Source organism: Gordonia paraffinivorans (genome assembly GCF_900683595.1).
In the GTDB taxonomy this organism is placed as follows: domain Bacteria; phylum Actinomycetota; class Actinomycetes; order Mycobacteriales; family Mycobacteriaceae; genus Gordonia; species Gordonia paraffinivorans.
In genome coordinates this window covers 288,420-311,070 of the sequence record NZ_CAACYD010000005.1, presented here as the reverse complement: position 1 = coordinate 311,070, position 22,651 = coordinate 288,420, and the positions used below count along the sequence as shown (strand labels likewise).

The following is a 22,651-nucleotide window of genomic DNA, read 5'->3' as shown; positions in this document are numbered from 1 at the left end:
AAAATCCGTTCCAATGGTGCATGGTGATGTAACGCACATCGGATCAACGGGGAGTGTCAGATGGTCAGTCGGAAGAAGCAGATCCAGGGCGTGCTCGGCAAGGTGAGCAGCATGTATCCCAGCAAGCCGCGCCCGCTGGCCGAGCCGCCGGCAGGTTCCGGACTCAAGCCGGTCATGGGCGACCCGGGCCTCCCGTTCCTGGGCAACACGCTCGAGGCGCTCGCGGACCCGCTGAAGTTGGCAATGGAACGCTTCGAGCGGTACGGCTCGGTCTCGTGGTCAGGCGCACTCGGCATGAACATGGTGACGCTGGTCGGCCCCGACGCCATCGAGACGGTCTGGATGAACCGCAAGAAGGCCTTCTCCAGCGAGCTCGGCTGGGAGCCGATGATCGGCCCGTTCTTCCGCCGTGGCGTCATGCTCATGGACTTCGACGAGCACATGCAGCACCGTCGCATCCTTCAGCAGGCCTTCAGCAACAAGCGTCTGGTCGGCTACCTCGACATCATGACGCCGCACATCGAGAAGACCCTCGCCAACTGGCAGGTGGGCAAGGGCTTCCACATGTACTCCAACACCAAGGACCTGACGCTGTCGCTGGCGACCGAGGTCTTCATGGGCGCCCACGTGTCCGAGGCCGAGGCGCACCGCCTCGAGCGCGCCTTCGAGGCCGCGGTACGCGGCGGCCAGGCGCTCATCCGCCAGGACGTCGGCAACTGGACCTGGGCGCAGGGCCTGCGCGGGCGCGAGGCCCTGCAGGAGTACTTCCGCTCGGAGATCCCGCTGCGCCGCGGCAACGACGCCGACGACCTGTTCAGCGTTCTCTGCAACACCGAGAGCGAAGAGGGCGAGTCGTTCTCCGACGAGGACATCGTCAACCACATGATCTTCGCGATGATGGCCGCCCACGACACGTCGACCATCGCGCTGTCGATGTTGACCTACTACCTCGGCAAGAACCCCGAGTGGCAGGAACGGCTGCGTCAGGAGTCGCTGGCCCTCGGCAAGCCGACCCTCGACTACGAGGACATCGACAAGCTGACGAGCATGGACCTCGCGTTCAAGGAGGCGCTGCGCCTCAACGCCCCGGTCGGCATGCTGTTCCGGATGGCGATCGAGGACACCGACATCTGCGGGCACTACATCCCGAAGGGCACGCTCATCGCCATCCACCCGTGGGCGACGATGCTGCGCGAGGAGTGGTGGCCCAATCCCACCAAATTCGATCCCGAGCGCTTCTCGCCGGAGCGCCGCGAGGACAAGGTCCACCGCTTCGCGTGGGCCCCGTTCGGCGGTGGCGCACACAAGTGCATCGGCCTGTACTTCGGTGGCATGGAGGTGAAGTCGATCCTGCACCAGATGCTGCAGCGCTTCGAGTGGACCGTCCCCGCGGACTACACGCCGGAGCTCACCTACGGCACCGGCCCGACCCCGGCCGACGGCCTGCCGATCGACATCCGCCACCGCGCGCTGTAGCGGTCGAGATGCGAGAACGCCCGGAGGTCGTCATGACCTCCGGGCGTTGTCGTGCAATCCGGTTAATCGATCAAGCGCCGAAAGCGGCTCTGTCACAATCGCACACGGCCGCAATCGATCACGCGGCCGACAGAATTCCGATCTCGAAGATCAGGGTGTCACCTGGCTCGATCCCGGCCGCGGGCTGGCCCTGCGGGTAACCGTCCTGCGGCGTCATCGCGACGGCCACCTGCGAGCCGACCTTCTGGCCGGCGATGGCCTTGCTGAAGCCCTGGATCACACCGTCGAGCGAGAAGGTCGCCGGGGAGCCGCCCTCGCGGTAGTTGCCGTCGAACCTCTCTCCGGTGCGGCCGTTGACGCCGAGGTAGCAGACCGTGACGGTCGCCGTCGGCGCGACGACCTCGCCGTCTCCCTCGGCCAGGGTCTTCACCTCGGTCTCGTCGACCTTGAACGGCGCCTCGACGGTGATCTTCGGGGCCTCGTTCTCGGTCGCCGCGACCACCTCGAGCTCCCCGGTCGCGCCCTTGAGCGTCCACTGCGGGGAGGCGTCGGCCTTGGTCGGCTCGGCCGGGCAGCTCTCGACGCCCGAAGCGGCGGTGGTGTCGGCGGCAGTCGAATCGGAATCAGAGTCGGAGCTACAGCCGGCCACCGTGAGGACGAGGGCCGCGCCGAGCGCGAGCATCACATTCTTCATGTTCACCCCGCCGACGCTACCCGAGCAGGGGTGTCTCACCGAGCGCTGTCGGCGACAATCCGTGCCGCACGCCGCAGATCCGCCCGGATCGCCCGCGCCGCCGGCCACCGGTTCACCAGCAGCACCGGCACCCCGATCGTCGGGACCGTGAGGATCGCCTGCGCCCGCACATCGGTGCCGCCGTCCCGGTCGTCGAACTCGAGCGTCAGCACCGCGTCGACCGACCGCCACGTCCCGATCTCGCGCCACAGGCGCGGAGGCTCGCACGCGGTCACCTCGAGCCGGGGCGCCACCCCGGGGACCACGGTGACGTCGGTCCAGCTCGTCCCGACGTCACCGGGCCTGTCTCCGAGTTCGGCCACGTCGTCGACGCGCCGCAGGCTCGATTGCCATTGCGCCCGGTTGCGCGGGTCGGTGAGGTAGTCGAACACCGTCGGCGCCGGGGCGTCGAACCGTACGACGTCGTCGACGATCGTGATCCGGCCGGCCATCAGCGGATCAGCTCGGCCAGCCGGTTGATCTCCTCGATGGAGCGCGGTGAGACCAACATCGTGGTGACGCCGCACGACTCCCAGACCTTGATCTGCTCGCGCACGAAGTCGAGGTCGCCGACGATCGCCGAGTCCTTCACGACCTCGTCCGGGATGATCTGCGCCGCTTCCTCTTTGCGGCCCGACCGGAAGAGCCTGGTGACCTCGTCGACGACGTCGGAGTAGCCCATCCGGCGGTACACGTCGGCGTGGAAGTTGGTGTCCTCGGAGCCCATCCCGCCCATGTAGAGGGCCAGGAACGGCTTGATCGCCGCGAATGTCGACGCGCGGTCGTCGGTGATGACGATCTGCGCGGTGGCGATGATCTCGAAGTCCTCGCGGCTGCGCCGTGCGCCCGGACGCGCGAATCCCTCGTCGAGCCACTCGTTGTAGGTGTCGGCCATCCGCGGGGTGTAGAACAGCGGCAGCCAGCCGTCGGCGATCTCGGCGGCCAGCGCCACGTTCTTGGGTCCCTCGGCGCCGAGCATGATCGGGATGTCCGACCGCAGTGGATGCGTGATCGGCTTGAGCGGCTTGCCGAGTCCGGTCGTGCCCTCGCCGGTGTACGGCAGCGGGTAGTGCGGGCCGGAGCTCGTCACCGGCGCCTCGCGGGCGAACACCTGACGCATGATGTTGATGTATTCGCGGGTGCGGCCAAGCGGTTTCGCGAATTTCTGCCCGTACCACCCCTCGACGACCTGCGGTCCCGACACACCCAGGCCGACGATGTGCCGGCCGCCGGACAGGTGGTCGAGCGTCAGCGCCGCCATCGCACACGCGGTGGGCGTCCGCGCCGACAGCTGCAGCACCGACGTCCCGAGGCGGACCCGGTTCGTCGACGACCCGAGCCAGGCGAGGGGAGTGTAGGCATCCGATCCCCACGCCTCGGCGGTGAAGATCGAGTCGAAGCCCGCCTCCTCGGCCGCGGCGACCAGATCGGCGTGACCGGCCGGCGGCTGCGCGGCCCAATATCCCAGCTGCAGTCCGAGTTTCACCGGCCGGCCTCCTTGGCGGCTTCCTCGGCGGCGGCCTCGGCCGCGATCTGGTCGAACTGCGCGCCCATGGCCGCAGCGAGGGCCTGCGCCCCCGACAGCGGGCGGACCATCACCATGAAGTCGTCGATCTTGCCCTCCTCGTCGACGTGGATGAAGTCGCAGCCGGTGACGCGCTTGCCGTCCACGGTGGCCTCGAAGATGAGTGCCGAGTCCCGGCCGCCGTCGTCGTTGATCTCCCGGACGTAGCGGAAGTCGGTGAAGACGCGCATCACGCCCCGCAGGATGGCCGAGGTGATCGCCTTGCCCGGGTACGGCTTGAACGCGACCGGGCTGGTGAAGACGACGTTGTCGGCGAGGAGATCCCTCATCGCGTCGGCGTCGCGGGCCTCGACGGCCTCTCGGAACTGCTTCATGCATCGACCTCCTCGTCCGCGGCGCGATCGCCGCGCTTCACGTCCTTGCGCGTCCGACGCTATCCGATGGCCGACGCCGCGCGGGCGCCATCAACACGACCAGCGCCACCGCCAGCACACCGATCCCGATCCAGCCGACGACGGTGATCGGTTCGGCCAGCACCACGACCGCCAGCATCGTCGCGACCGCCGGTTCGATGAGCGTGATCGTGGTGGCGGTGGAGCTGTCCACGAACTTGAGCCCGCGACTGAAGAACACGTAACCCAGGAACTGGGGGACGAGCACGAGATACGCCAGGACCAGCAGCGTGTCCGGATGATCGGCGATCGACGGGATCGAGAACGCCGCGACCGGGAGCAGCAGGGCGCCGCCGAGTCCCATGACGCCGCCCGCGGCCGCGCCGCGCGGAACCCCGTCGTTCATGAGGCGGCGCATCGCATACGAGAAGCCCGCATACGTCAGACCCGCGAGCAGGCCCAGGACGACGCCCCACGCCGACGCGTGATCGCCCGGCAGGTCGTCGGCGTGCGAGGACTCGCTGCGCGAGAGCGCGAGCGCCACCGTTCCGGCGATCCCGAGCAGGCACGCCACCGCCCACCGGGTCGACAACGCCCGGCCTTCGACGACCCGCTCGACGGCTGCGGAGAACAACGGCGCCGACGCCAGCGACACCACGGTGCCGAGCGCCACGCCGCCGATCCGCATCGACCCGAAGAAGCACAGCGGGTAGACGAACACGCAGACGCCGCCCGCCAGGAGGGTCGGCCACCGCGCGAGCAGCGACCGCCACGCCGCCCGGATCTCCCCGGTGTTGGCCAGCGCCTGGAGCAGTCCGCCGCCGCCCATCGCGACCGCCCCGACCGTGACCGCGCTGAGCGCGGGTGCGAGAGCCGCCGCGGTGCCCGACGTGCCCCACAGGCACGCGGTGACCATCACCAGGATCATCCCGAGGCGCTCCGATGCGCCTGCGCGCGTGCTCATCTCGAACCGACGACGGGACCGTCTTCCGCGGTGGGCGCATCGCGGGGCATGGGGTGACGCGCGTAGAACTCCAGGTGCCGACGCGCCGCGTCCTCCCACGTCAGCGACGACGCCAGGGCCCGCCCGGCCTCGGCGCGTCCGCAATCCGGCGTCAGCGCCGCCTCCAGCGCGTCCGCCAGCTCGGGCACGGTCGACGCGTAGGTGACGGTGTCGGCGAACACCTCCCGCAGGATCGGCAACTCTCGCACGACGACCGGCCTTCCCGCCGCGAGCGCTTCCATGGCTGCCAGGCCGAAACCCTCCTTGACCGACGGGAACGCGAACACCCGGCATGCGGCGACCAGCGACGGCAGGTCGTCGTCGGGCACGTTGCCGAGCACGATCGGCTCGACGTCGAGTTCGGCCCGGCGACGGTCGAACTCGGCGCGGTAGTCGCGATAGTCGAACAACGTCTCTCCGCCGGCGAAGACGAGCGTCAGCTCGGGATGCCGCTTGCGCAGCAGCGCATACGCATCGAGCAGGTCGATGCTGCCCTTGCGAGGCTCGATCCCGCCGACGGCCAGCACATAGTCGCCGAGCCGGTCCGACCAGCGTCGTCGCGCCTCGACGGCTGCGGGGTCATCCGACGCGGCGGCGGCGAACCGTTGGTAGGCAACGCCGTTGGGAATGACGGTCGGGGACAGGCGCCACCCCTCCTCGACCTCCTGCGCCACGGCTCGCGAGACGCAGATCCGCGCGTACGGAGTGACGACGGCCTTCGCGTGGCATTCGACGAGGACCGGTGTCGTGAACTGATCGAGGTGGTGGATCGTGCGGATGCAGGTGCCGACGGCGTTGGCGCTGATGCAGTCCTGTGCGTGGACGATGTCGTAGGCGTCCGGCTCGAAGGCCTCGCGCAGGGTGTCGATGGAGCGGACGATGCGCTCGGTGATCGACTCGCCGTCGCGGTCGGCGAACGGGACCAGTCGCAGCGTCACCGCCGGGTCGACATCCCGGAAGAATCCCGCGTCGCCGCCGCGCGCCAGCGACCACACCGTCACGTCGACACCGAGGGCGGCCATCGCCTCGGCGAGGTCGAGGGTGTGCACCACGCCGCCGCGCGGCTTGGTCGAGTAGGTCAGCAGCGCGACCCGCGGCGTGGGGGAGTTCACCCGCGTCATGATAGGTCCGGCACCCCGGACTCCGCCTGCGGTGAGAGCGCGGGAGACGACGAGGCAGACGACGCCGGTGTGGGCGCGCACAGGGCGCGGTAGGTGTCCGGCCGCAGCTCGTCGAGGTGGTTCAGCACGCGTCGGGCGCGGGCGATCTCGCCGTCGACGTCGACGGTCGCCGTCGCGAGCCCGCCCTTCGACCGGGTCGTGGAGAGGATGTCCCCGCCGGGCCCGACGACCTTCGCCTGGCCGAGGAACCGCAGTGAGCCCATCACCCCGGTCTGGTTCGACGACACGACGAAGACCTGGTTCTCCGCGGCCCGGGCGCAGTCGTAGAGGTCGAACAGCCGGGCCTGCCGGTCCGCGGGCAGACGGGCCGCCCGGTCGGTGACACTTGCCGGCCACGCCGACAACGCGGCGATGATCCGCGCACCGTCGAGTGCGAGCGTGCGCGCCGACTCGGGGAACGTCTTGTCGTAGTCGATGAGCATCCCGATCCGCCCGACCGGGGTGTCGAAGGCGCCGAACGCATCTCCCGCCGCATACGCGAGGGACTCGCCCGCAGGCTGATGCACCTTGCGGTGGGTGCCGAGGATGCCGTCGCCGGACACGCACACCGCGGTGTTGTACCGCCGGTCGCCGTCGGCCTCGGTGTAGCCGATGCACACGGTCATCGACCCGGCCGCGGCGATGATCGCCGCCAGCTCGGGCCCGTCGGGACTCAGCGCGGGCGGCAGCTCGGCGGGGTTCGGGCACCGCAGGTCCCCGAGATAGCCGCCGATGGTCGCGTCCGGGCAGACCAGCAGGTCGACGCCGTCGCGGCGTGCGGCCTCGACGATCCCGACCGCCTTGGCGACGCCGCGTTCGACGTCGCGGCCGAAGTGCCCGGCGAGCGCACCGAGCGTGACGATGCCGCTCATGACCGTCGGGACGTGCTCACGCCGCAGCACGAACGGCGGGTCACGCGACCCCCAGCCCGGTGACGGTCGAGTCCACCGCGACGCTCACCTCGCCGTCGGGCCAGCGCAGCCGCACGCCCGGTTCGGCGGTGAGGCGTCCGCAGTCGGCGATCGTCAGCGTCTCCGGCGCCGCGACGCCGGCGCCTCGTCCGGGACGGTCGGCGCTGAGCATCGCGTATCCGGGGAAGCAGGTGAGCCAGGCGCCCATCGACGCGTCGCGGGGACGGGGGAGGGCGGTCACGTCGAGTTCGGCGCCCGTGCCCGACGCCTCGGCGAGCATGCCGAGCGTGCCGGCGATGCCGGCCATGCTGACGTCCTTCGCGGCCGCCGGCGCGACCCGTGCGAGATGACCGGCCATGGCGCACAATTCGTCGCTCGACCGCGAGCTCGTCGAATCCCACTGGCGGTCGTGGTAGCCGGGTCGCCATGATCCGCCGAGGTCGGCGTGCAGGGTGACCGTGTCCCCGACGGCGCCGCCGCCGGCGCGCAGGGGAGCAGGCGTGGTCCCCAGCGCGGTCACCGACAGGGCCGACGGCACCCCGACCTGCGTGTGCCCGCCGAGAACCGGTGTGCGCCAGGCCCGCGCGGCGGCGGAGATCCCGCGGATGATCCTCGTCAGGTGCGAGGTGGTGGGTGCTCCCACCGCGTCGAGCAACCCGATCGGACGGGCGCCCATCGCCGAGAGATCGTTGACGTTGACGAGCACCGAACACCATCCGGCCCATTCGGGATCCCGTTCGATCATCGACGGGATGATCGCGTCGCACGCGGCGATGACGTCGGTTCCGGGCAGCGGCACACCGTCGTCACCGCGGAAGCCCGACGCGCCGAGGCCGCCGTCCTGATCGGCGAAGGGTGCGAGCGCCTCCGCAAGAACCGCTTTGGTGCCGTCGACGGTCCGCTGGATGCGGTCGATCGGCCACCGCATCTCGCGATGCGCCCGGCCGGCGATCACCCCGCCCGCTCCGACGTCGACCCAGCCGAGGCGCCGGAACATCGGCGCGTACCGATCCTGCACCGTGGCGTCGAACCGCACCGCGCCCTGCTGTTCGACGAGGGCGCACGCGGCGCGGACGAGCGCGGGCCCGATCCCGGCGGCGTGGCGGTGGTCGGCGACGACGAGCCTGCTGCCGAACCACCAGCCGATGTCCTCGGTCGAGGAATTCCAGCGCACCGGCGCCACCCGCACCCCACCGACGATGGTCCCGTCGTGCAGCGTGGCGACGAGCACCACGGCGGCCGGGTCGTGGTCGGTGTCGTCGAGGTCGGAGTGGGGGAACAGCTGTTGTCGTTCGACGAACTCCAGGTGCCGCAGCCGCCGGTATGCCGCGTGTTCGGCGGACGTCTCGGCGACGGTGATCAGGAAGTCGGGGCGGGGGTCGGCGTGGCGGCGACCCGCGAGGATCGACAGCTCGCCGCGCAGGCCGAGTGCTCTGTCCATCTCACCCACCCACCGTCGGCAGGATGCTGCACGCCCCGCAGGCGGCGCACCCGGCGCGCTGATCGGCCCCCGACATGCCGATCAGGTGCAGGTACGACGCGACCTCGCGGCTGACCTTCTCGAGGACCGCCGGGTCCGGCCCCGACGCCTTGTCGACGTCGACGGCGAGCGTGCCGGCGTGCGGGCGGAACGGCACGACAAACGGGTAGACGCCCATGTCGGCGAGCTCCTTCGCCCCGGCGATCAGCTCGTCGGGGTTCTCACCGAGACCGACGAGCAGGTATGTCGACACCTGGTTGCGCCCGAAGACGCGCACCGCCTCCTCCCACGCGGCCCGGTACTCCGACAGCGGAACGGTCGACTTGCCGGGCATCCACCGCCGGCGCACGTCGTCGTCGAGCGATTCGACGTGGATGCCGATCGCATCGGCCCCGGCGTCGCGGAGTTCGGTGATGACGGCGTGCTCGGCAGGCGGTTCGCACTGCACCTGGATCGGGAGGCCGGGGACGGCCGCCTTGACCGCGCGGACGCATCGCGCGAGGTGGCGGGCTCCGCGGTCGCGGCCGTTGGTGGTGCCGGTGGTCATGACCATCTGCGTCACGCCGTCGAGGTCCACCGCGGCGCGCGCCACCTCGGCCAGCTGGTCGGGCTTCTTCACCGCGATCGTCGAGCCCGACCTCAGCGACTCCTCGATCGAGCAGAACCGACACCGCTGCGACTCGTCGTACCGGATGCACGTCTGCACGACGGTGGTCGCGAGGACGTCGCGTCCGTGCAGCCGGGCGATCTTCTCGTAGCCGATGCCGTCGGCGGTCTGCAGGTCGTAGAACCGCGGCCGGCCGATCGCCTCGACGTCGATCCCGACGTCCGCGCCGTCGTAGAGCACGCGGTTGCCGTCGAAGACATAGGGGCTCTGCGGGTTCCGCGGGATCGCGGCGTGCAGCCCGTCGATCATCAGGTGGCCGTCGTCGCTGGGTCCGGCCCCGCCCGTGCGTTGCACGGGCGGTTCTCCCCGGATACCGAGCAGGGCCAGATCGACTCTCGTGGAAACAGTCATGGGTGCTCCTCGTGGAGGTGGTCTCAGGTCTTCCGGGCCGGACTACTGGGCGGCGGCCAGCCTCGGCCGGCTCTCGCCGAGGCTCGCGACGATGTGCTCGGCCACGTACCGCGCGTCGCGGTCGATGCCGAGGAACCGCCCCGATCCCCAGGTGTGCATCCACGGCAGGCCGATGAAGCTCAATCCCGGGACCTCGGTGATCCCCCGGGTCTGCATGGGTCGGCCGGCGCCGTCGAACGCACTCGCCTCGATCCACCGGTAGTCGGGGCGGTATCCGATGGCCCAGATGATCGACGTGATCCCCGCGGCCGCGAGATCGAGCTCGGCGGGGTCCTCGGGCGGTGTCCACACCGGTTCGTAACGCGACGGCGGCGGGGCGTCGATGCCCCTGGCGTCGATGTAGCGGTCGATGTCGCCGCAGATCGAGTTGTAGACGGCATCGGCCTTGTCGAGCGATTCGGTGAGCGTCGGCGCGAACCGCAGCGTGGAGTCCTTGCCGTCGGTGAGCATCCCGTACAGCTTCATGCCGTCGAGCGCGAACGCCCGCAGGTCGATGTCGCGGCCGCCGTCGCGCCCGGTGACGTAGTGGTTGGTCTTCTCCTGCGCGGCTCGTCCGCCCGGGTACTCCTGGGTCGGTGTGTCGTAGAGGCCCATGTCCGCCAGCCACGTCATGCAGTCGCGCCCGCGGTAGGTGCGGGCCACGCGCGGGGCGTTCCCGACCGCCAGGTGCACCTGTCGTCCCGCGAGGTGCAGGTCCTCGGCGATCTGGGTGCCGGACTGGCCGGTTCCGACGACCAGGACCGCGCCGTCGGGCAGTTGCTCCGGGTTGAAATACTGCTCGGAGTGGATCTGGTGGACGCCCGGATCGAGTACCGGCGCGAACGGCGGGATCACCGGCAGCGGGTACCCGCCGGTCGCGATGACCGCCTGGTCGCAGGTAACGGTGTCGGCCCCGTCGGGTCCGTCCAGCGTCAGCTCGAAGCGGTTCCCGTCGATCCGGCACAGGCGGGTGACGGTCGTGTGCTCGACCAGCGGCGCGTCGAAGGTCTCCAGCCATCCCCGGAGCCACGCGACGACCTCGTCGCGGGTCATGAACCCGTCCGGGTCCGGTCCGGCGTAGGTGTAGCCGGGGAGTCGGCAATGCCAGTTCGGGGTGACGAGAGTGAAGTTGTCCCAACGCTTGTCGGCCCACGCGTGGACGGCGGTCCCGGCCTCGACGACGAGGTGCTCGATGCCGGACCGGCCGAGGTACCAGCTCACCGACAGCCCGGCCTGACCACCGCCGATCACGACGACCGGCACATGTGTGCTCATGACGCCTCCTGTGCCTGTCGCGCGGTCTCGCGGCTCGGTTCCGTCAGCGGCGGGTACATGGTCACCACCACGACCTCCGCCGACGCCGGATGCCGTCGTGAGTCGTTGACGATCGCCTCGGACGACGCGGCCGCCGAGGTGCAGGCGAAGCCGAACGTGGCCTTCACCCGCTCGCCGGCCTCCCGGAGTCCGGCACAGGCGCGGGTCGTGAAGTCGTCGACCCGATACGTGCCCGGGGCCAGGTGGTCGTGGAGCACGAGGCTGGGGGAGTAGTACTGGCGGAGGATCCCGTCGGGCCAGCGCACCTGCAGTGTCATCTCAGGCATGGGCCAACTCCATCCAGGCGACATCGGCGCCCTGTGGTTCGGTGATCGGTCCGTACACCTCGGGCCGGCGGTCCCGCAGGTGGAACATCCCGGCCCGCATCGTGGTGAACGCCGACGCGACGTCGATCTCGGCGACGGCCATGCCGCTGCCGAGAAGCGTTGTGGCGAGGATGTTTCCGCCCGGGTCGACGATTTTCGCGTTACCCACGTACCGCAGCGAGCCGAACGTCCCCGACTGGTTCGACGCCACCCAGAACACCTGGTTCTCCAGGGCGCGGGCGGTGTCGAAGAGGTTGAACCGGTAGGTCCACCGGTCCTCCTGCAGGTTCTCGGCGGTCGCGGTGCGGGCCGCCGGCCATGCCGAGAGGCTCGCGATGATCTCCGCGCCCTCGAGCGCCATGATCCGGGCGGCCTCGGGAAAGGCCTTGTCGTAACAGATCTGGAGCCCGACGCGTCCGACCGGCGTGTCGAACACGTCGTATCCGGTGCCCGACGAGTACGACATGTTCTCGCCGAGCGGTTGGTGCACCTTGCGGTAGCTGCCGTAGACGCGGTCGCCGTCGAGGACTGCGGCCGCGTTGTAGCGGGTCTCACCGTCCTCGCCGAGCTCGCAGAACCCGATCGCCACCACCAGATCCCCGACGATGGACTGCACCCGGGCGAGCTCGGGTCCGTCGAGGGTGATGGCCGGCGGCAGCGACCGGGCACTGGTCTTGCGGGTGTCGCCGTGGTTGCCGAGCGACGAGAGGTAGCCGCCGATCGCCGCCTCCGGGAAGACCAGGAAGTCGACGCCGCTCGCACGCGCCTCGGCGACATACTGCTCGATCGTCACGTAGTTCTGTTCCAGGTCGCGGGTGAAATTCGCCGCGACGGATCCGATGATGGTCATGGGCGTTCCCCAGGGTCGGTGATCATTGTCGAATCGTGGTGTCGCTCAGACCATGTACGTCGAGTTGATGATCGCTCCCTTGCGGGCGTAATGGATGATCGCGTCCTGCACGTCGAGCGGGTGCGCGGGGATGACGCCCTCGATCAGGTCCTCCTCGCGACCGCCGTGCAGGGCCAGGCCGAATCGACAGCAGAACACCGTGCCGCCCTCGGCGATGAAGGTCTCGAGCGCGTTGTTGATGTTCTGCTCACCGGGGAAGCCGGAGTCGCCGGTCGTCGGAAATCCGCGTGTGGCAAGGCAATTGATCGCGCCGGGACCGTAGAAGTACATGGCCGACTCGAAGCCCTTGCGCAGTGCGCGGGTGGCCTGCAGGACCGCCACGAACGACACCGACGACTCGTGCGCGATGCCGTGCACCAGCGTGAAGTAGCTCTCGCCGTTCTCGGCCTGGTAGTCGGGGAAGATCTTGGTGCCGCCGTAGATGTTCGAGCCCTTCGGCAGCGAAGGGTGCGGGATCTCCGCCAGCGAGGCCTCGATGTTCGCGGTGATGGTTTCGTCGAAAGAGGGCACGGGAACTCCTGAAGACATGACGACGCCGCAACACGTGGGCGGCGTGAGGGAGAAAGGCCGATCGGGCGGCGCTGCCCGGGAGAGAAGGTGGATCGTAAGACGTCGATCTCGATGAGTAGCTGTCTGCGCTACAGGGACCAGTTCACCGCTCGTCGATTACCGGGTGGTTACCGCCGGACTAAATCGACACGGGATCCGCGAAACATGGCCGTCGGGCACATCAGCAGGAATGCCCGCGCAGGGACCCGACCGGTCGCGCGCAAAATAAATGTCCGACGAACCGGTCGGGTCGGGGGTCTGACCGGTCCATCGGACATAAGTCAGCATATCCTCTGTCCGGCCTCAGGTCGAGTGCGGGATCCCGCAAATTTGTGACCTGTTCGGTGCGGAATCCGGCGAACCGGCGCTCGAGTGTCGCGAATCGGACAGTTCCGCGCGCTGTCGGGTGCCCTTACCCATCCAGGCTCGTTCACGCGTCCGTTGCGACTGCTTCCCCGCGCCCATCCGAACCCACGATCGAAAGCGCAGCCATGCTGACCGCCATCATCTACGGACTCGCGACCGCCGTGCCGATCGCGATCGGCGCCGCCGTGGGGCTGCGCTGGGACCTCCCCGCACGTCTCCTCGCGACGCTGATGGCATTCGGTGCGGGCACCATGATCGCCGCGGTCTCCTCCGAGCTCTTCCAGCCGGCCTTCGCCCAGGCGGGGATCGGCCTCGCGGGGCCGGCGCTGTTCCTCGGGACGGCCGTCTACGTGCTCGCCGACCATCTCGTCGAGACCCGGCTCTCCTCCAGTGCGATCGGCCCGGCGCTCATGCTCGGGGTCTTCCTCGACGGCGTGCCCGAGAACACGGCCCTCGGTGTGTCGCTGAGCGCGGGCGGTTCGATCGTCCTCGTGGTGGCGATCGCGGTCGGCAACGTCCCGGAAGCGGTCAGCGGGGCGTCTCTGATGCGCCGGGAGCACGACGCCTCGATCCGCTCGGCCCTGATCCTCTGGATGACGACCGCCGCGATCCTCGCCGGCGTCACCGTCGGCGGGTCCGCGGTCTCCGGGTTCACCTCGCCGACCGCCACCAGCGTCGTCCAGGCCTTCGCCGGCGGCGCGACGCTCGGCGTGCTCGCCAACGGCCTGATGCCGGAGGCCTACCGCGAGGGCGGCTGGTGGGTCGGACTGGCGACGGCTGGTGGCTTCCTGCTCGCGTTCGTCCTGGCCTGATAGATACGAGGCCTCGGAGATCGTCCTGCGAGTGTCAGTGTGTCTGAATCGCGGCCGGGTCGGTGGTGACGTGCTCCTGGGCGAGCTCGTGCAGCGCGCGGAACACCCGCTTCGACGCCTCTGCCCAGGGCATGAGGATCGGGAAGACATGGAACATGCCGCGCTCCTCGATCGTGTGGGTCGGGACCCCGGCTTCCTTGAGCCGTGCCGCGAACTCCCGGATGCCGTCGCGGAACATCTCGTCCTGCCCCCAGCAGATGAAGGTGGGCGGAACCCACTCCGGATCCGGATCGGCGTTGGTCAGTGACACCCGCTCGTCGTTCGGCTGGATGCCGTGGAGGTAGGGGGTGACCGGGATGTTCCACGGCAGCACGTCGAGCTTGGCGTTCTCGGTGACCGACGGATGGTCGAGGTCGAGGTCGATCTCGGGGGAGAACAGGGCGAGTGCGGCCGGCTTCGGCATGCCCTCCGAATGCAGGTAGGAGACCAGCGACGCCGCGAGCCCGCCGCCGCCCGAGTCGCCGGCGACGATGATGTGATCCGGCGTCACCCCGCGCCCGATGAGGTCCTTGTACACCTCCGCGGCGTCGAGAACGCCTGCGGGATAGGGGAATTCGGGGGCCATCCGGTAGTCGGGGATGAACACCTCGAAGCCGGTGATCTTCACCAGCGACGACGCGAACGACGCGTACATCATCGGGGTCGTTCCGACGTACCCGCCGCCGTGCAGGTAAAGGATCGTCGCGCCGATCGCCTGCTTGTCGTCGTCGTCCTCCACATAGGCGTCGGTCGACGCCTTGGCGCGGCACCACAGGCCGGGGATTCCGCCGACGGTGTCGTCGGTGAGTTCCACTCCGTCGGTGAACTCGACGAAGGGCGGCATCACGACGCGGCAGATCTGATCGAGGATCTTCTCCATCGACCGGAACTCCTCGATGGGCAGTCCCGCCGAGTAGCCCATGAACGACCGGATGGACTGGCGCGTGACCGCCTGGCCGATGTTGTCGAGCAGGCCGGACGGGCCGGACCACGGTTTCGTGAACGGAACCCGGGCGAGTCCGTTCAGCATGTTCTGGGCCAGGCCGATGACAGTCAACGCCGTCAGCGGAGCGGACGCGGTCTGGACCTCGGGACGATCAGCCATCACCATTGGCTCAGAATAGACGCGAGTCGCTTCGCCAGCGCACGCCAACCGTCCTTGAGCCTGGACGGGATCGGAGCGCATATGCCTTGTTCTGTTACTACCATGCGACGAATGGAACAGCCTCGTAGTCTGCTTCGCGAGCTCCGGGACCGTGTCGCGGAGACTCTGAAGACGTCGATACGCGAGCGTGCCGCCGACAGCCCAGACTCTGGGCGGCGGCAAACGAAGAAGCCGAAATCAAGGAGAGCGACTGCCAACACCGATCATGTACCCGGGACGGACCTGTCGGTTGAGGAGGCCAGCGCGGCGGGTGGGGACGCGGTAGATAGTGCGGACGCCACGCAATCGGCGACTGTTACTTCGCCCGGAGACGCCACGCCGGTGTGGTTTGATCGGGAGCTGGAACAGTACGACATTGCGGCAGAAGAGCTTGCCAAGCAGGAGAAGGAACTCCTGGAAAAGCTGGCTGAGTGCCGAGACGGCGGTGACCTCCTCGCCGATTATCGGCGGTACGAGCAGCGACTCCGCCAAGTGAAAGAGCGGCAGCGTGGACTCATCATCGGCCGCGAACAGTACATCGTTGACCGTGACAAACTCGCCGCTTGGGGCCCGACCGACGATTGGGTGGTGGCAGGTTCGATCGTGACGGTCCGATACCTAGACGGGCATCGCGACACCTTCGTGCTCACAGAGCGCCACACCGACACCGAGTACGAAACCATCTCGTACGACTCTCCGATGGGGCAGGCCGTGAGGCGTCGTCGAGCCGGTGACAAGGTTCACCTGCCCGCCGGAGCTTCGTTGGTCGTCGAGAGCGTAGAACCCGGCTTTCGAATGCCACCGCTTGCAGAGGGCCAGAGGCACCCGAGTGGTCGCCCTCCTCGCCAGACAGGAGGAGCCCGGCAGGTGCCGACTGCGGCCAATGCGGCGGAAGCGCTGTCACTTCAGCGCTGTAAGGACAAGGCATACCGAGACGATTTGTACCGGCGTCGATACGAGCCACAAGTGAGGTCCATCAATGAGTACGTCGACAGACTGCGAACTGAACGCAAGACACTGATTCCGTATGTGGCGCCGACCTACGGCGGAGTGAAGGCGAGACTCTTGACGCTCATGCAGGACCCAGGCCCGAAGACAGACCTTGGCAAGACTGATGGGTCCGGCATGATCTGCCTCGAGAATGCGGACCTGACTGCTGCTCGTCAGAAGTTCTTCCTCAAGGAGGCCGGTATCGCTGTATCGGACATAGTTTCGTGGAATGCGTACCCGTGGCCAAAGCCTCATCCGCAGACGACCGATACTGACCGCCGTGCTGCATTGGCGCTGCGGGATTTCCTCGCGCTGACTCCCGACATCGAAGTCGTGATCCTCAATGGTGTCGTGGCGAAGCGAATCTGGGGGCTGTTGGCGGGGGAGATCGCCCCGCGGTCGGTTGCCGGCATCAGATCGATCCCGACTTTTCACACGAGTGAACGGGCGATCAACCCTGACCAGAAGTCTGCGGAGTACATCGACCGCGTTCACAAGGACTTGAGTGCCAAGTACGCAACGGCTGCGAGGCTCCTATACGGCTACAGCGAGTAGGGCGGCTACTGTCCGGGCGCGGACACCTGAGCGGCGACTGCCACTCTGCTCGCTGCCCAGACTGATGCCCGGTTTGCGGGACGTGGCACACTACCTCGGGTCCTGTAGTCCCCGAGATCCACGTGAGGCGGCGATGGAGAGTTCTGCCTTCCCGGCTCAGCACGAGGTCGGGCGCGCTGCCGCGCCGTCGGAATCTGCGCAGGTCACGCTGCACGACGCCCTCGAGGCGAACCGTTCGCTGCAGAAGTCGGCGGCCGTCCGGCTGTTCGCGGCGTCGAACTCGGCTCTCTACGTCACCTTGATGGAACGCCACCTGGACTACGGCGCCAAGATGAGCGAACCCGAGCTGACGATGCGCCTCGATCGCGACCTCGCCCAGCTCGAACTCTCCGACGACCAGCCCACCGGCCTCGAACTGGTCAAGCTGTGGGCGCGGCAGGGCTGGCTGCACCGCGTCACCGACACCAGCGACCCCAACGCACCCAACATCTGCCACCTCACCAGTGAGGCCCGCTCGGTCCTGGACTTCATGCGCCGCCAGCGCCGCGAGGACTCGGTGGCCACCGGCGGCTCGATCACCGGCATCGCCTCGGAGCTGCGTCGCGTCGCCGGGCAGGTCACCAACGATCCCGAGCAGATCCGCTCGGAGATCGAGGCCCAGATGGAGGAGCTCGACGCCGAGCTCGCCGACCTCGAGGCCGGCCGCCGCCCGCCGCCGGACCTGCGGGTCGCCGAGGACTCCGCCCGCGCCATCGCCTATCAGATGGAGCAGATCATCTCCGACATCGGCCAGTACGGGGCGATGCTCGACCGCATCACCACCGCGCTGCTCGACGACCCGGGTGACTCCGATCTCGCCTACCGCGACCGCCAGCGCCAGCTGTTCGACGACTACGAGGCGCTGCTGCAGTCGTCGCAGTCGGCGTCGTACCAGGCGTTCGTGCAGATGATCCAGGATCCGGAGCGGCGTGCTCGCCTGCAGGCCGACATCGACACCATCATCGAGAACTTCCCGGGCATAGACGCCGGACTGCGGTCGGTGATGGACAACTTCTTCAGCATTGTTTCCGAGCAGATGGCCGAGGTCGGCCGCACCCGGCAACGGTGTGCGCGTCGTATCCGGCGCTTCGTCGCGTCGGGCACGCTCGAGCAGAGCCGCGGCCTGGCCCGGCAGCTCAACGACGCGCTGGCCACCGCCAACGAGCTGCTCAAGTCGTCGCTCGCCGACCGCCGCCTCGGCTACGAGCTGCCGCTGGCCGCCCCGACCGTCAACTCGATCGGCCGCCTGACCTTCGAGATCCGCGAGCACGTGCCGCCCGCCCCGGCACTGCCCGCGGCCCACGACGCCGCGGACTTCTCCGCGTTCGCGTCGCTGACCGGGCAGGTCGACACCGTCGAGCTCACCGAGACCGTCAACAGCGCCGTCGCCGACGGTCCCGTCCCGCTCACCGAGGTGATCGAGGGACTCGACGAGCCGTACCTCGCGCACGTCATCGTGCTGTGGTCGTGGGCGCAGAAACAGGCGAAACCGGGGGAGAAGATACCGATGACCACCGTGCGATTCCGGTCCCTCGTCGGGGAGGACCACGTCATCGACGTCCCCGACCTGACGTTCATCGAACCGATTCCGACTGCGGAGGTCGACGCCGAATGACCACCACCGACGAGACCGTCAACGAGGGTCCCGAGACCGCCGATGCCGAAATCCCGGAGACGGAGGCCCGGGAAACCGACGCCTTGTCGTCGGAGTACGCCGGCTTCGACGACCTGCCGACCGTCGCGGCGACCGCCGCGCAGTCGCACGCCACGAGCGCACCGCGCTTCGACGGCGACGTCAGCGAGCTGCCCGACCGCGCCTGCTGGGCGTTGCAGAACCTGCTGACCCGCCGCTACATCTCCGGCGACCGGCAGCCGCAGCTGTGGTCGTGGGTGGCCGAGTACCAGGACGCGCTGCGTGTGCGCCTCTCTGAGCTGGACCTGCGCCTGCGCATCGTCGACGAGCTGCAGGTCGCGTTCGTCGAGCAGGCCGGCTACGAGTCCCGGTGGGGTCGGCGCATACTCAAGCGCGAGACCATCCACACCTACGACGCCATCCTGGCGCTGCACCTGGCGAAGTACATCCGCGCCGCGCGCGACGAGCCGGTGCTGATCACCCGCGAGGAGATCCACGAGCTCTTCGCCGGCGTCACCAACACCATCGACCGCGACCTCGCCCTGTTCGACAAGCGCATCGAGCGCGCGATCGACAAGATGGAGGAACTGGAGTTCCTGCGCAAGCAGCGCGACGACGCCGACACCTACGTGATCAGCCCGGTGATCTCGGCGGTCATGACCGCCTCCGTCATCACCGATCTGCAACAGCAGTTCGAGCAGTTCATCGGCTCCGGCGACACGGGGGAGGAGCCGCCGGAGGGCGCCGCCGATCCCGGCGAGTCGGATGCCGACGATGCCCGTGATCACGACGGCCGGGACTTTGACGACGCGGACGCCTACGGAGACGAAGGAGACGACTGGTGAGCGGGCAGGTCGACCAGTACCACCTGTCCCGGTTGCAGCTGATCAACTGGGGCGTGTTCGACGGGTATCACTCGATCCCGTTCAGCGCCAACGGATCTCTGATCACCGGCTCGTCGGGTAGCGGTAAGTCGTCATTGCTGGACGCGATCTCGCTGGCGTTCCTGCCCGACCACCGCCGCAACTTCAACGCCTCGAGCGACGCCACCGCCGCCGGGTCGTCGAGCGGCAAGCGCACCGTCGGCAAGTACGTGCGCGGCGCCTGGGGCGAGAAGCGCGACGGCGCGGGTGCGCACCGCGAGATCATGTACCTGCGCGGCACCGGTCCCGCGTGGGCGGCGATCGCCGTCACCTACACGTCCACCTCGGGCACGTCGATCACCGGCCTGGTCCTCAAGTGGCTGGCCGCCGGGAAGATGACCGACGCCCACAGTGCGTACTTCATCTACGACGGCGACGCCGACATCCGCGAGGTCTGCAATGAGTGGGCCGCGTCGAACCACAACTCGGCCAAGTTCCGCGAACGCGGCTGGAAGGGCGGGCCCGGCGAGGGCAAGTACCTGTCGACGCTGTACTCGCTGATCGGCATCCGCGCTTCCGAGGCCGCGCAGCAGCTGCTGGGAAAGGCCAAGTCGCTCAAGAGCGTCGGCGGTCTCGCGCAGTTCGTGCGGGAGTTCATGCTCGACGCCCCGACGTCCATCGTGGGCATCTCCGACGCGCTCGAGCAGATCGACCCGCTCGTGGAGGCCCGCGAGTTGCTCGACATCGCCCGCCGCAAGCGCACCATCCTCGGCAACATCGAGGAGATCCACGAGCGGTACGCGGGGGAGTCGGCCACGTTCAGCGTGCTCGACACGATCGATTCCGCCACCGTTCGCGCGTACGTGAACAACCTGCGGATCCGCAACGCCGAGCCGGAGATCGCCGACCTCGACGACCAGATCGCCCGCCTCGACGGCGATCTCGCGGCGCTGACCACCCAGCACGACCAGCTGCGCCAGGACCACAGCCTGCTGCTGGCCCGCATCGCGACGTCGACCGGCGACCTCGCCCCGCTGCGTGAGCAGCTCGGCGGCGCACAGAAACTCAGCACCGAGGTCACCGCGCGACGCAACGCCTACGAGGACAAGATCTCCGCGCTCGGCTTCTCGCCCCCGACCAACGCCGAGGGCTTCTGGTCGTTGCGCGAGGAACTCCTCGAAGAGGCCACCAAACTCGACAACCAGCTCGAGGCCGGTCGCGCCCACTACGCCGAGGCGCTCGCGCGCGAGGTCGCCGCACGCACCCGCCGCGACACCGCGCAAGAAGAGCTGAGTCGAGTCGAGGCCGCCGGTTCCGCGCTGCCGCGCACCGAGCACGAGATGCGCCGCATGATCGCGCACGCGCTGCAGATCGACGAGTCGGAGCTGAAGTACGTCGCCGAGCTCGTCGAGCTCGACCCCGACGAAGAACGCTGGCGCCTGGCCGTCGAGAAGGTTCTGCGCAACGCCGGACTCCGACTCCTCGTGCCGGACAAGCACTTCCGCGCCGCCCTGCGCTTCGTCAACTCGCACGACATGCGCGGGCGGATCCAGCTGCACCAAGCCGAGACCCGGCCCATGCCCGACATCGAGACGGGCACCCTGGCGTCCAAGCTGCGTCCCGTCGACCCGAAGCATCCGTGCGTCGCCGAGGCGATGACGATCCTCGCACGCCTGGGCAACCACATGTGCGTCGACAGCCCCAACGAGTTCGGTCAGCACGCGAAGGCCGTCACCGACCAGGGCCTGCGCAAGGACTCGGCCAAGCTCGCCGTCAAGGACGACCGCCAGCAGCTGCGTCGGTCGCAGTACATCTTCGTGGGCGACGTCAAGTCCAAGATCTCCGCCCTCCGCGACGAACTGGCCTACGAGGAACGGGCTTTCGAGGACGCACGCGAGGACTGCGCCGAGCTCGACCGCGAACGCTCCGCCAAGGAGAAGCGCCGCGACGCCTACCGCCGGGTGTGCGAGCAGTTCACGCAGTGGAACGAGATCGACGTCGACTCGGTGGACGATCGCGTCGATCAGCTCACCGACCAGTACGACCTCCTCATGGAGGAGAACCCCGACGTCGAGGCGCTGCAGCGCAAGGCCGAGGACCTGTGGGAGCAGGTGCGGCACGCGATCTCGCAGGCTGCCCTGGTGCGGGACAAGATCGCCAAGCACGACGAGCGCCGCACCCAGCTGCTCGATCTGCTCGACCGGCTCAAGCCCGAGGCGATCTCCGCGCAGGCGGAGAAGACCCTCGACGGCTTCGTCGAGGACCTGTCGGCGACGCTCGACGTGCTGCACCCGGAGCCGTACCGCCAGGAGATCATGAAGGCGTGCGCCCGCGAGCGTGACCGGATGCGCTCGGACGCACGGCGTTCGCGGGATGAGCTGGCTCGCATTCTGGACACCTACGACAAGGAGTTCCCGGACGCCATCCCCAACGACAGCGACGACTTCGACGAGCGCATCCACGACTACGTCGCGGTGTGCCGTCGTATCGACGAGCGCGAGCTGCCGGCCGCCTACGAGCGGATGCGCCGCCTGATCACCGAGCAGGCGCCGGGCGCGATCCTGGGCCTGCACATGGCCGCCGACGCCGAGGAACGCCGCATCGTCGAGCAGATCGAGCGTGTCAACACCGGCCTCGGTGCGGTGGCGTTCAACCGCGGCACCCGCTTGCGGTTGGTGCCGGGCCGCAAGAAGCTCGCCGCGGTGGACGAGCTGACCGAGAAGGCGCGTCAGATCTCCAACCGGGCGACCGCCGTCAGCTTTGGCGACGAGCAGGCCATCCTGGAGCAGTACTCCGACATCCTGCTGCTGCGTGAGCGTCTGGCCGGCAACACCCCGGAGGACCGTCAGTGGACGCGGGACGCGCTCGACGTGCGTAACCGGTTCGACTTCTACTGCGAGGAGCTCGACGCCGAGTCCGGCGAGATCATCCGCACCTACTCCAACGCCGGCGACAACTCCGGCGGTGAGCAGGAGAAGTTGATGGCGTTCTGCCTCGCCGGTGCGTTGAGCTTCAACCTGGCCAGCCCGAACGGCAAGGACAACCGGCCGATCTTCGCCCAGCTGATGCTCGACGAGGCGTTCTCCAAGTCCGACCCGCAGTTCGCCCAGCAAGCGCTGAGTGCGTTCCGCAAGTTCGGGTTCCAGCTGATCATCGTCGCCACCGTGCAGAACACCAGCACGATCCAGCCGTACGTCGACAACGTGGTGATGGTGTCGAAGACCGAGGCCGGACCGGACAACCGGCCGACCGCATCGGCGCTGTCGACGACGATCAAGGCGTTTTCGGAGTTGCGGCGGTCGGGGAGTCAGTTGTCGGTGTAGCGAACGACACCTGCGGTTACGTCACCGAGGTGGGGAATCGTCTGTGAGGAA

At 68.6% G+C, this 22,651-nt stretch carries 20 protein-coding genes; 6 read left to right on the top strand and 14 right to left on the bottom strand.

Features of this window, described 5'->3' with window-relative positions; genetic code table 11:
* Nucleotides 1-60 precede the first annotated feature (60 nt).
* Entirely contained in the window at nt 61-1,476 is a 1,416-nt protein-coding gene (locus E1P53_RS03555) for a cytochrome P450 (RefSeq protein WP_165484394.1), read from the top strand.
* 118 nt (nt 1,477-1,594) lie between these two features.
* Here E1P53_RS03555 and E1P53_RS03550 read toward each other — a convergent pair whose 3' ends face one another.
* From E1P53_RS03550 to E1P53_RS03490, 13 genes are read right to left on the bottom strand one after another with little or no spacing between them, the layout of a single operon-like run.
* On the bottom strand, nt 1,595-2,170 hold the full coding sequence (locus E1P53_RS03550; protein WP_131733820.1) for an FKBP-type peptidyl-prolyl cis-trans isomerase: 576 nt from the start codon (nt 2,168-2,170) through the stop codon (nt 1,595-1,597).
* 35 nt (nt 2,171-2,205) lie between these two features.
* The gene (locus tag E1P53_RS03545) at nt 2,206-2,661 is read right to left on the bottom strand and encodes an SRPBCC family protein (protein ID WP_131733500.1); all 456 of its coding nucleotides are present in this window, start codon (nt 2,659-2,661) and stop codon (nt 2,206-2,208) included.
* Nucleotides 2,661-3,695, bottom strand: coding sequence for an LLM class F420-dependent oxidoreductase (locus E1P53_RS03540; protein WP_131733819.1), 1,035 nt, complete (start codon nt 3,693-3,695; stop codon nt 2,661-2,663). Before E1P53_RS03540 ends, E1P53_RS03545 begins: the two co-directional genes overlap by 1 nt.
* Entirely contained in the window at nt 3,692-4,108 is a 417-nt protein-coding gene (locus E1P53_RS03535; RefSeq protein ID WP_109237012.1) for a nuclear transport factor 2 family protein, read from the bottom strand. Before E1P53_RS03535 ends, E1P53_RS03540 begins: the two co-directional genes overlap by 4 nt.
* A 37-nt stretch (nt 4,109-4,145) precedes the next feature.
* Nucleotides 4,146-5,090: a DMT family transporter gene (locus tag E1P53_RS03530; protein WP_040526440.1), complete on the bottom strand. Its 945-nt coding sequence runs from the start codon at nt 5,088-5,090 to the stop codon at nt 4,146-4,148.
* On the bottom strand, nt 5,087-6,250 hold the full coding sequence (locus E1P53_RS03525) for an MSMEG_0565 family glycosyltransferase (protein ID WP_131733499.1): 1,164 nt from the start codon (nt 6,248-6,250) through the stop codon (nt 5,087-5,089). Before E1P53_RS03525 ends, E1P53_RS03530 begins: the two co-directional genes overlap by 4 nt.
* A complete protein-coding gene (locus tag E1P53_RS03520; protein ID WP_131733498.1) occupies nt 6,247-7,161 on the bottom strand; it encodes a carbon-nitrogen hydrolase family protein in 915 nt (304 codons plus the stop codon). Before E1P53_RS03520 ends, E1P53_RS03525 begins: the two co-directional genes overlap by 4 nt.
* A 40-nt stretch (nt 7,162-7,201) precedes the next feature.
* Nucleotides 7,202-8,641, bottom strand: coding sequence for an MSMEG_0567/sll0787 family protein (locus E1P53_RS03515; protein WP_131733497.1), 1,440 nt, complete (start codon nt 8,639-8,641; stop codon nt 7,202-7,204).
* A 1-nt stretch (nt 8,642) separates the two neighbouring features.
* A complete protein-coding gene (locus tag E1P53_RS03510; protein WP_131733496.1) occupies nt 8,643-9,698 on the bottom strand; it encodes an MSMEG_0568 family radical SAM protein in 1,056 nt (351 codons plus the stop codon).
* 42 nt (nt 9,699-9,740) lie between these two features.
* A complete protein-coding gene (locus tag E1P53_RS03505; RefSeq protein WP_131733495.1) occupies nt 9,741-11,012 on the bottom strand; it encodes an MSMEG_0569 family flavin-dependent oxidoreductase in 1,272 nt (423 codons plus the stop codon).
* Nucleotides 11,009-11,338, bottom strand: coding sequence for an MSMEG_0570 family nitrogen starvation response protein (locus E1P53_RS03500; RefSeq protein ID WP_131733494.1), 330 nt, complete (start codon nt 11,336-11,338; stop codon nt 11,009-11,011). The genes E1P53_RS03505 and E1P53_RS03500 overlap by 4 nt, the downstream gene beginning before the upstream one ends.
* Entirely contained in the window at nt 11,331-12,227 is an 897-nt protein-coding gene (locus tag E1P53_RS03495; RefSeq protein ID WP_109237018.1) for a carbon-nitrogen hydrolase family protein, read from the bottom strand. The genes E1P53_RS03500 and E1P53_RS03495 overlap by 8 nt, the downstream gene beginning before the upstream one ends.
* Nucleotides 12,228-12,272: 45 nt before the next feature.
* Nucleotides 12,273-12,797, bottom strand: coding sequence for an MSMEG_0572/Sll0783 family nitrogen starvation response protein (locus tag E1P53_RS03490; protein WP_006899382.1), 525 nt, complete (start codon nt 12,795-12,797; stop codon nt 12,273-12,275).
* 530 nt (nt 12,798-13,327) lie between these two features.
* On the opposite strand from E1P53_RS03490, the gene E1P53_RS03485 reads away from it, so the two are divergent.
* Entirely contained in the window at nt 13,328-14,014 is a 687-nt protein-coding gene (locus E1P53_RS03485) for a ZIP family metal transporter (RefSeq protein WP_006899381.1), read from the top strand.
* Nucleotides 14,015-14,048: 34 nt separating this feature from the next.
* Here the strand turns inward: E1P53_RS03485 and E1P53_RS03480 are convergent, their stop codons facing one another.
* On the bottom strand, nt 14,049-15,164 hold the full coding sequence (locus E1P53_RS03480; RefSeq protein WP_131733493.1) for an alpha/beta hydrolase: 1,116 nt from the start codon (nt 15,162-15,164) through the stop codon (nt 14,049-14,051).
* Between the two features lie 105 nt (nt 15,165-15,269).
* Between E1P53_RS03480 and E1P53_RS03475 the strand changes: the two genes are divergently transcribed.
* The 4 genes from E1P53_RS03475 (at nt 15,270) to E1P53_RS03460 (ending at nt 22,600) form a co-directional block, all read left to right on the top strand.
* Nucleotides 15,270-16,742: a GreA/GreB family elongation factor gene (locus E1P53_RS03475; protein WP_131733492.1), complete on the top strand. Its 1,473-nt coding sequence runs from the start codon at nt 15,270-15,272 to the stop codon at nt 16,740-16,742.
* Nucleotides 16,743-16,875: 133 nt separating this feature from the next.
* Nucleotides 16,876-18,396: a DUF3375 domain-containing protein gene (locus E1P53_RS03470; RefSeq protein WP_131733491.1), complete on the top strand. Its 1,521-nt coding sequence runs from the start codon at nt 16,876-16,878 to the stop codon at nt 18,394-18,396.
* Nucleotides 18,393-19,259: a DUF4194 domain-containing protein gene (locus tag E1P53_RS03465; RefSeq protein WP_131733490.1), complete on the top strand. Its 867-nt coding sequence runs from the start codon at nt 18,393-18,395 to the stop codon at nt 19,257-19,259. Before E1P53_RS03470 ends, E1P53_RS03465 begins: the two co-directional genes overlap by 4 nt.
* A complete protein-coding gene (locus tag E1P53_RS03460) occupies nt 19,256-22,600 on the top strand; it encodes an ATP-binding protein (protein WP_131733489.1) in 3,345 nt (1,114 codons plus the stop codon). The genes E1P53_RS03465 and E1P53_RS03460 overlap by 4 nt, the downstream gene beginning before the upstream one ends.
* Nucleotides 22,601-22,651: the final 51 nt, after the last annotated feature.

Coding starts and splice junctions, on each gene's coding strand:
- E1P53_RS03555 (WP_165484394.1), top strand. CDS start 61: ATGGTCAGTCGGAAGAAGCAGATCCAGGGCGTGCTCGGCAAGGTGAGC.
- E1P53_RS03550 (WP_131733820.1), bottom strand. CDS start 2,170: ATGAAGAATGTGATGCTCGCGCTCGGCGCGGCCCTCGTCCTCACGGTG.
- E1P53_RS03545 (WP_131733500.1), bottom strand. CDS start 2,661: ATGGCCGGCCGGATCACGATCGTCGACGACGTCGTACGGTTCGACGCC.
- E1P53_RS03535 (WP_109237012.1), bottom strand. CDS start 4,108: ATGAAGCAGTTCCGAGAGGCCGTCGAGGCCCGCGACGCCGACGCGATG.
- E1P53_RS03530 (WP_040526440.1), bottom strand. CDS start 5,090: ATGAGCACGCGCGCAGGCGCATCGGAGCGCCTCGGGATGATCCTGGTG.
- E1P53_RS03525 (WP_131733499.1), bottom strand. CDS start 6,250: ATGACGCGGGTGAACTCCCCCACGCCGCGGGTCGCGCTGCTGACCTAC.
- E1P53_RS03520 (WP_131733498.1), bottom strand. CDS start 7,161: ATGAGCGGCATCGTCACGCTCGGTGCGCTCGCCGGGCACTTCGGCCGC.
- E1P53_RS03515 (WP_131733497.1), bottom strand. CDS start 8,641: ATGGACAGAGCACTCGGCCTGCGCGGCGAGCTGTCGATCCTCGCGGGT.
- E1P53_RS03510 (WP_131733496.1), bottom strand. CDS start 9,698: ATGACTGTTTCCACGAGAGTCGATCTGGCCCTGCTCGGTATCCGGGGA.
- E1P53_RS03505 (WP_131733495.1), bottom strand. CDS start 11,012: ATGAGCACACATGTGCCGGTCGTCGTGATCGGCGGTGGTCAGGCCGGG.
- E1P53_RS03500 (WP_131733494.1), bottom strand. CDS start 11,338: ATGCCTGAGATGACACTGCAGGTGCGCTGGCCCGACGGGATCCTCCGC.
- E1P53_RS03495 (WP_109237018.1), bottom strand. CDS start 12,227: ATGACCATCATCGGATCCGTCGCGGCGAATTTCACCCGCGACCTGGAA.
- E1P53_RS03485 (WP_006899381.1), top strand. CDS start 13,328: ATGCTGACCGCCATCATCTACGGACTCGCGACCGCCGTGCCGATCGCG.
- E1P53_RS03480 (WP_131733493.1), bottom strand. CDS start 15,164: ATGGTGATGGCTGATCGTCCCGAGGTCCAGACCGCGTCCGCTCCGCTG.
- E1P53_RS03475 (WP_131733492.1), top strand. CDS start 15,270: ATGGAACAGCCTCGTAGTCTGCTTCGCGAGCTCCGGGACCGTGTCGCG.
- E1P53_RS03470 (WP_131733491.1), top strand. CDS start 16,876: ATGGAGAGTTCTGCCTTCCCGGCTCAGCACGAGGTCGGGCGCGCTGCC.
- E1P53_RS03465 (WP_131733490.1), top strand. CDS start 18,393: ATGACCACCACCGACGAGACCGTCAACGAGGGTCCCGAGACCGCCGAT.